General features: G+C 71.2%; 4 protein-coding genes. All 4 read right to left on the bottom strand.

Translation table 11 applies throughout. From position 1 onward, the window contains the following. Positions 1 to 148: 148 nt before the first annotated feature. The 4 genes from ACGFT1_RS08315 to ACGFT1_RS08300 all read right to left on the bottom strand — a co-directional run bounded on the left by ACGFT1_RS08315 (position 149) and on the right by ACGFT1_RS08300 (position 7202). Positions 149 to 997 (bottom strand): phospholipid scramblase-related protein, encoded by an 849-nt coding sequence (locus ACGFT1_RS08315; protein WP_373908221.1) that lies wholly within the window; start codon positions 995 to 997, stop codon positions 149 to 151. Positions 998 to 1063: 66 nt separating this feature from the next. Next, complete coding sequence (locus ACGFT1_RS08310; protein WP_373908220.1) at positions 1064 to 3112, bottom strand: phosphocholine-specific phospholipase C; 2049 nt, start codon at positions 3110 to 3112, stop codon at positions 1064 to 1066. A 233-nt stretch (positions 3113 to 3345) separates the two neighbouring features. Then, positions 3346 to 5523 (bottom strand): discoidin domain-containing protein, encoded by a 2178-nt coding sequence (locus ACGFT1_RS08305; protein ID WP_373908219.1) that lies wholly within the window; start codon positions 5521 to 5523, stop codon positions 3346 to 3348. Positions 5524 to 5594: 71 nt separating this feature from the next. Further along, positions 5595 to 7202 carry a glycoside hydrolase family 13 protein gene (locus ACGFT1_RS08300; protein ID WP_373908218.1) on the bottom strand — a complete coding sequence of 536 codons (1608 nt, stop codon included), beginning with the start codon at positions 7200 to 7202 and terminating at the stop codon, positions 5595 to 5597. Positions 7203 to 7223 lie beyond the last annotated feature (21 nt).

The following is a 7223-nucleotide window of genomic DNA, read 5'->3' as shown; positions in this document are numbered from 1 at the left end:
GCGGCGCCGGCCGACTCGCCACGCCGGAGCCCGTCCTGGCGGGAGCGGCCCGATGAGCGCCGCGGCGGTGACCGCCCTGGCCCTGTCCCTGGTGTCGGCCGTCGCCTACGCGCTGGCCGCCGTCGCCGTACCCGTCCCGCCAGGGCGATCAGCCCCAGCCGCGCGAGTCCTGCTTCAGCGCGGTGTCCACCGTCAGCGCCGTGGCCACCACGAGGCTCAGCAGCGGCTCGGGGAGCTGGTAGTGGATCTGGAGGACGTAGTTGTCCGCGGTCGTGAACAGCGTCTTCGCGAGGCCTTCCCAGGTCTTGGTGATCCGGGCGACCTCGTTGTCCGCGTGGTCGACGATCGCGAAGTTCCAGGCCCGCCAGTTCTCCGCCTTGATGGCGCCGACCTGCTGGCCGTTCGCCGTCATCGCGAAATTGATCTTGCCGATCATGTTCTTCTGGACGATCTCGCCGACCGGCGAGCCGTCCGGGCGGGTCACGATCACCCGGGACTTGAAGATCTTCGCGGGGCGGGTCAACAGCAGCTGCGGCTGGCCGTAGGCATCACGGATCTCCAGCTTGTGGGTCATGAACTGGTCGAAGCTGGAGACGAAGCGCAGGATCTTCTTCAGTACGCCCTGTCCGACCTGGGTGACCGATCCGAGCTGCCGGCCGTTCTGATCCATGACCGTGTACTCGTTGGTCAGCTCGATCAGCTTGGCCTTCTGGTTCACGACCAGGACAGGCTCGGTGAAGAGGGTGCCGCCGCCGGGGCCGCCGGCCGTGACGCCGGCCTGCCGCTGCACCTGTCGCTGCACCTTGGCGTCGGCGGTCTGCTGCTGCGGGAAGGCGGCCTGCTGGGCCGGGGCCTGCTGCGGCGGAACCTGTCCGGCGGGCTGCTGAGCCGGGTTGGTGTGCTCGGTCCACTGCGCGCCGTCCCAGTAGCGGAGCGTCTGGACCGCCCCGTGCGGATCCGGGTACCAGCCTGCCGGGGTGTTTGATTGCGTGGTCACCGGGGCACACTACCCTGCTCTGACCGGTACCTGACCAGTCCGCACGGAGCGGTGTTCATCGTCCGTTCATCCCGTCACGATGGCCGGGTCGCTGACGCCGGGCAGCCCGTTCTCGACGTGGCCGGCGAAGCCGCGCAGGAAGGCCGGGTCGGCCTCGGACGTGACGGTCAGGTCGTACCAGCGCTTGCTCGCCGCCAGGCCGACGGTCCGCTTGACGGTCGCGCCGGGCCGCACGCTGATCGCGACGGGGCTGCCGCCGTAGCCGTCGGTCAGCGTCAGTCCGACGGTGCCGGAGCCCTTGTTGGTGAAGGTGAGCTGGATGTCGTCGCCCGCGTGCCGGGCGGTGACCTCGGGGCCGGCGACCTTGTTGCGGCCCTTGAAGACGCGCAGGAAGCCGTTGGGGCCGTGCACGGCGAGGTCGTAGGTGCCGCCGGAGTAGGCGGAGTTCCAGGTGTCCGAGAGGCTCTTGCCGGCCTCCGTGGTGTACGTCCAGGGGCCGTCGGTGCGGTTGCCGGACGTGACGAGGAAGGCGGCGCCCGCCTGCGCCCCCGAGGCGAAGGTGAGCGTGAACCTGCCGGCCGCGGTGTCCGCGGAACCGTCCGTCGTGGGCGCGTACTTCAGCGGGCGGGTGGGCCGGCTGCCGGGCTCCTGCACGGGCAGGGCGGCATGGGCGGGCGGCTTGGGGACGTAGTCCGGGTGGCGGGCCCCGTCCGGCGGCCGGTAACCGGTCGTGGAGGGCAGCGCGACCGGCGCCGCGTCCTTGCGGGAGAAGTCGAAGGCGCTCGTCAGGTCGCCGCAGACGGCCCGCCGCCAGGGTGAGATGTTCGGCTCGCGCACACCGAAGCGGCGCTCGATGAACCGGATGACCGAGGTGTGGTCGAAGGTCTCGGAGCAGACGTACCCCCCCTTGCTCCAGGGCGAGACGACGAGCATCGGCACCCGCTGCCCCAGCCCGTACGGTCCGGCGACATGGCTGCCGTCGCCCTTGAACAGGTCGGGCGCCGCGTCCACCGTCGACCGGCCCTGGGCGGCCGAGGCCGGCGGGTAGGGCGGGATCACGTGGTCGAAGAAGCCGTCGTTCTCGTCGTAGGTGATGAAGAGCGCGGTCCTGCCCCACACCTCGGGATTGGAGGTGAGCGCGTCCAGTACCTGGGAGACGTACCAGGCACCGTAGTTGGCGGGCCAGTTGGGGTGCTCGGTGAAGGCCTCGGGGGCCACGATCCAGGAGACCTGGGGCAGCCGGGCGGCCTGGACGTCCGCCTTCAGCCGGTCGAAGAAGCCCTCGCCCTTGCGGGCGTCGGTGCCGGTGCGGGCCTTGTCGTACAGCGGGTCGCCGGGCCGGGCGTTGCGGTACTGGTTGAAGTAGAGGAGCGAGTTGTCCCCGTAGTTGCCGCGGTAGGCGTCGCTGATCCAGCCCCAGGAGCCTGCCGCGTCCAGGCCGTCACCGACGTCCTGGTAGATCTTCCAGGAGACCCCGGCCTGCTCCAGGCGCTCGGGGTACGTCGTCCAGCCGTAGCCCGCCTCCTCGTTGCCGAGGACCGGACCGCCGCCCTTGCCGTCGTTGCCGGTGTAACCCGACCACAGGTAGTAGCGGTTGGGGTCGGTGGAGCCGATCAGCGAGCAGTGATAGGCGTCGCAGACGGTGAAGGCGTCCGCGAGGGCGTAGTGGAAGGGGATGTCGTCGCGGGTCAGGTACGCCATCGTGGTGGCCGACTTGGCGGGCACCCACTTGTCGTACTTGCCGCCGTTGAACGCCGTGTGTCCGTCGTTCCAGCCGTGCGGGAGGTCCTGGATGAAGGCCAGGCCCAGGTCGTCGGCGTCGGGGTGGAAGGGCAGGATGTCCTTGGTGCCGTCGGACTGCTTCCAGACGGACCTGCCGTTCTGGGTGACCGGACGCGGGTCGCCGAAGCCCCGGACTCCGCGCAGCGAGCCGAAGTAGTGGTCGAAGGAACGGTTCTCCTGCATCAGGACGACGATGTGCTCCACGTCGTCCAGCGATCCGGTGCCGTAGTGGGCGGGCAGGGCGGCCGCCCGCTGGATGCTGCCGGCCAGCGCGCTGAACGCGGTGCCGGCACCGGCCACTTGGAGGAAGCGCCGCCGGTTGACTTCGGGCATGGGTGAGGGTCCTCTCGTCCTGACGTACGTCCGCGAACCGGTCAGTTGACGGAATGTGCGCGGAGCGAGTGTTCCAAGAGCAGCAAACGTCAGGGAAGTCCCCGGTGGCGCCCGCGTGAAAGTCGGCGGTACGAGTGGAGCCGGGACGCGCGCCGGCAGACGCCGGCCGACACGCGCCCCAGGGCGGGTGAAGCGCGGGGCGGATCCGCAACGGTCCTCCCCGGTGCCTCGCGTCACGAGGTCAGATACGCCTCCACCTCGCTGAACTGTGCCGCCGGCCAGCCCGTGTTGGCGGTGACCGTCAGGCGTAGGTAGCGCAGGTTCGTGCCGCTGGGCAGGGGGACGGTCACGGTGTTGCCGGTGGCCGGGTCGAAGCGGTAGTCGTGGGCGGCGGCCACGGTCGTGTAGCCGGAGCCGTCCGTGCTGCCGAGCACTGTGATCGTCTGGGTGCGCGCGCCCCACGCCTGGGACGGCGGCAGTTTCAGCACCAGGCGCCGTACGGCGTACGGCGAGCCGAGGTCGGCCGTCCAGGACTGCGGGAAGGCGTTGTTGGCGGACTCCCAGTACGTGCCGGCGTCGCCGTCGTCCGCCTTGCCGGGTGTGTAGACGTCCTGGGAGCCGGTCGCGGTGGCCGGGCGGCCCTTGGCGAGGTTGCGGTTCGGGTCGGGTTCGGGGTTGCCCTGGCCGGGCTGGGGCCAGGTGGAGCAGTCCGACCAGGTGGTGGACCAGCCGGAGTTGCCGCCGCCGTCGGTGAGCGTGAAGGCGCCGGAGTTCGCCGGGTAGGGGCAGTTGTAGACGCCGGCCGCCCCGACCTGGGTCGCGGTGACGTTCTTGAAGGTGGCCGCGCCCTGCGCCTCGGCCTGGACCACGACCGTACCGGTGTTCCGTACGGTCGCGCCGGTCACGTCGACGTTGCGGACCGGGTAGCCCTGACCGCCGCCGGAGACGAACTCGAAGGCGCTGTACGGGCTGTCGGTGATCGTCGTGTCGGTGATGTTCACGGTCGCGTTGATCGCGCTGTCGTAGGAGTCGACGCGCAGGGCACCCATGGGGTGGTTCCAGTTGGGGTTCATGGCGCCGGTGCGTACGAGCGTGTTGCCGCTCACGGTGATCGTCCCGGCGAGCGGGCTGAACGGGTCCAGGAACTTCTGATTGGAGATCGCGATGCCGCTGCCGAGGGCGTTGGTGTCGGAGACCAGGTTGTTCCGTACGGCGATGTCGGTGCCGCCGTAGATCGCGATGCCGTTGGCGAGGTTGGGCTGCGAGATGGTGTTGTTCTCGAAGCTGGAGTCCGTGTCCGGGGAGTACAGCGACCACATGGCGAGGGCGTCGTCGCCCTGGTCGCGCAGGAAGTTGTTGCGGACCCGGACGCCCTTGGCGGTGCCGTTGAGGTTGATGCCGTCGGCGGTGGTGTCGAGGATGCGGTTGTTCTCCACCACCAGGTTGTCGTTGTTGCCGGTCAGCCACAGGCCGACCTTCAGGTGCTGGATCCACATGCCGGACACGGAGGAGTTGGCGCCGAGGGAGCCGTTGACGAAGTTGTAGGGGCTGGAGTCGACGCGTTCGGTGACCTCTCCGATGACCGCGAAGTCCTTGATGTGGACGTTCCCCGAGGACCCGGTCTGGTCGACGAAGTGCGAGGTGTGCACGACGGAGTACCAGCTGCCGGCGCCCTGGAGCGTCACGTTCTGCACGCCGCTCAGGGCGGACGTGAGGCGGTAGTCGCCCGGCGGGATCCACACCGTGCCGCCCTGGGCGGCGGCGATGGCGTCGCGGAACGCCTGGGTGGAGTCGCCGCTGCCGCTGGGGTCGGCGCCCTTGGAGACGACGGACACCGAGCCGGCGGGCTGGGTGGCGGCCGGGGCGACCTGCTCGAAGTCGGCGACGTCGACGGTCACCTGGGTGCCGGCCGGCTCGACGGCGATCTTGTCGCCGGCCTGGACGTTCTGCCCGAGCAGCAGCCGGGCGTTGTCGAAGAAGTGGTGCGTCCGGGAGCCGGTGATCCAGCCGGTGTCGATGTACGAGTACTTGGAGGTGACCGGGAGGGTCCGGGCGAGCCGGGTGCCGTTGACGTACACGTTCAGCGCGCCGGACTGCCCGTCGGGAACGTTGTACGCGATGTTCAGCGCGTTGGACGCGCGGGGCACGGTGAACTCCACCCGCTGCCCGGCCGTCAGCCGTACGGCCTGCCGGCCGGAGGCCTCCGAGGCGAGGGTGCCCTGGGTGTGGTCGGGGCCGATCCGCGTGCCGGTGGTGGCCGCCGACTCGGCCTCCACGGAGGTGAAGGGGAGCGTGGCGCCCGCCGCCGCGTGGGCGGCCGGGGCGAGGGTGACGAGCATGCCGGCGGCGAGGGCGACGACCGCCCCGGTGGCCGGGATGCGCCTGAGGTGTCCGGGGGTGCTGCTGTGCATGTGCTGATCCCTTCGTCGTGGGGGTGCGGGGATAGCGGGGTGCGTACAGCGCGGTGTGTACGCGGGGTGGCTCAGGCCCGCAGCCAGGCCGCCGTGTCCGGTGGCAGCCGGCCCGCTTCGTCCAGCGGGCCGCTGCTCAGCAGGGGCCGGGAGTGCGGGGGGAGGACGGCGGGCGTGGGCGCGAGGTTCACCACGCACAGGGCTCTCCCGGCGCGGGAGAAGGCCAGGACGCCGTCCGGAGCGGACAGCCAGGTCAGGGGGCCGTCGCCGAACGTGGGGCGCAGGGCGATGGCCCGGCGGTAGAGGGTGAGCATGGAGTCCGGGTCGCGTTGCTGGCGGTCGACCGCGTACGACGGCCAGTCGGCCGGCTGCGGCAGCCACGGCTCCTCGTGGGCGCCGAAGCCCGCGTACGGCATGTCCTCGGCCCACGGCAGCGGGATCCGGCAGCCGTCGCGGCCGGGAGCGGCGCCACCGGACCGGAAGTACATCGGGTCCTGGACGCGGCCGGCCGGGACGTCGGCCTCCGGCAGGCCCAGCTCCTCCCCCTGGTAGAGGTACACCGCGCCGGGCAGCGCCAGTGACAGCAGGGCCGCGGCCCGCGCCCTGCGCGTGCCGAGCGTCAGGTCCGCCGGCGTGCCGAAGGCCTTGGTGGCGAAGTCGAAGGCGGTGTCCTCGCGGCCGTACCGGGTCACGGTGCGGGTGACGTCGTGGTTGCACAGCACCCAGGTGGCCGGGGCGCCGACGGGGGCGTGTTCGGCGAGGGTGGTGTCGATGGCGGCGCGCAGCCGTGCGGGGTCCCAGGGGCAGGACAGGAAGGCGAAGTTGAAGGCGGTGTGGAGTTCGTCGGGGCGCAGGTAGCGGGCGAAGCGTTCGGGGTCGGGGAGCCAGACCTCACCGACGAACACACCGCCGTACTCGTCCGCCACGCGCCGCCAGGAACGGTAGACGGCGTGGAGTTCGTCCCGGTCGACGAAGGGGTGCGGCCGGGGCCGGGTGGCGAGGTCGGGGAGGTCCGGGTCCTTGGCGAGGAGGGCGGCCGAGTCGATGCGGACTCCGGCGACGCCCCGCTCGAACCAGAAGCGCAGGACGTCCTCGTGTTCCTGGTGGACGGCTGGGTGGGCCCAGTTGAGGTCGGGCTGCTCGGGGGTGAACAGGTGCAGGTACCAGTCGCCGTCAGGCAGCCGCGTCCACACCGGTGCGGTGGAGCCGGCGAACTGCGACGGCCAGTCGTTGGGCGGGAGTTCACCGTGAGCGCCGCGTCCCCGCCGGAAGTGGAACAGCTCCCGCTCGGCGCTGCCCGGTCCGGCGGCGAGTGCGGCCCGGAACCAGGGGTGCTGGTCGGAGACGTGGTTGGGCACGATGTCGACGATCGTGCGGATGCCCAGCTCCCGGGCCTCGGCGATGAGTTTCTCCGCCTCGGCGAGAGTGCCGAAGGCCGGGTCGATGGCGCGGTAGTCGGCGACGTCGTAGCCGCCGTCCTTCATGGGCGAGGGGTACCAGGGGCTGAACCACAGGGCGTCCACGCCGAGTCCGGCGAGGTACGGCAGCCGGGAGCGGACGCCCGCGAGGTCGCCGGTGCCGTCGCCGTCGCCGTCCGCGAAGCTGCGGACGTACACCTGGTAGATGACGGCCGTGCGCCACCAGTCGGGGTCCTCGGGGGCATGGCGGGGCTGTCCCACGGAGCGTGCCTTTCGGTAGAC

The organism is Streptomyces sp. Y20, assembly GCF_043195475.1.
Classification (GTDB): Bacteria; Actinomycetota; Actinomycetes; order Streptomycetales; family Streptomycetaceae; genus Streptomyces.
Note: the sequence above shows the minus strand (reverse complement) of the source record. Positions and strands in the feature narration are given on the sequence as shown.

Excerpts from the sequence above, each read along its gene's own strand:
- ACGFT1_RS08310 (WP_373908220.1), bottom strand. The coding sequence starts at position 3,112 with ATGCCCGAAGTCAACCGGCGGCGCTTCCTCCAAGTGGCCGGTGCCGGC.
- ACGFT1_RS08305 (WP_373908219.1), bottom strand. The coding sequence starts at position 5,523 with ATGCACAGCAGCACCCCCGGACACCTCAGGCGCATCCCGGCCACCGGG.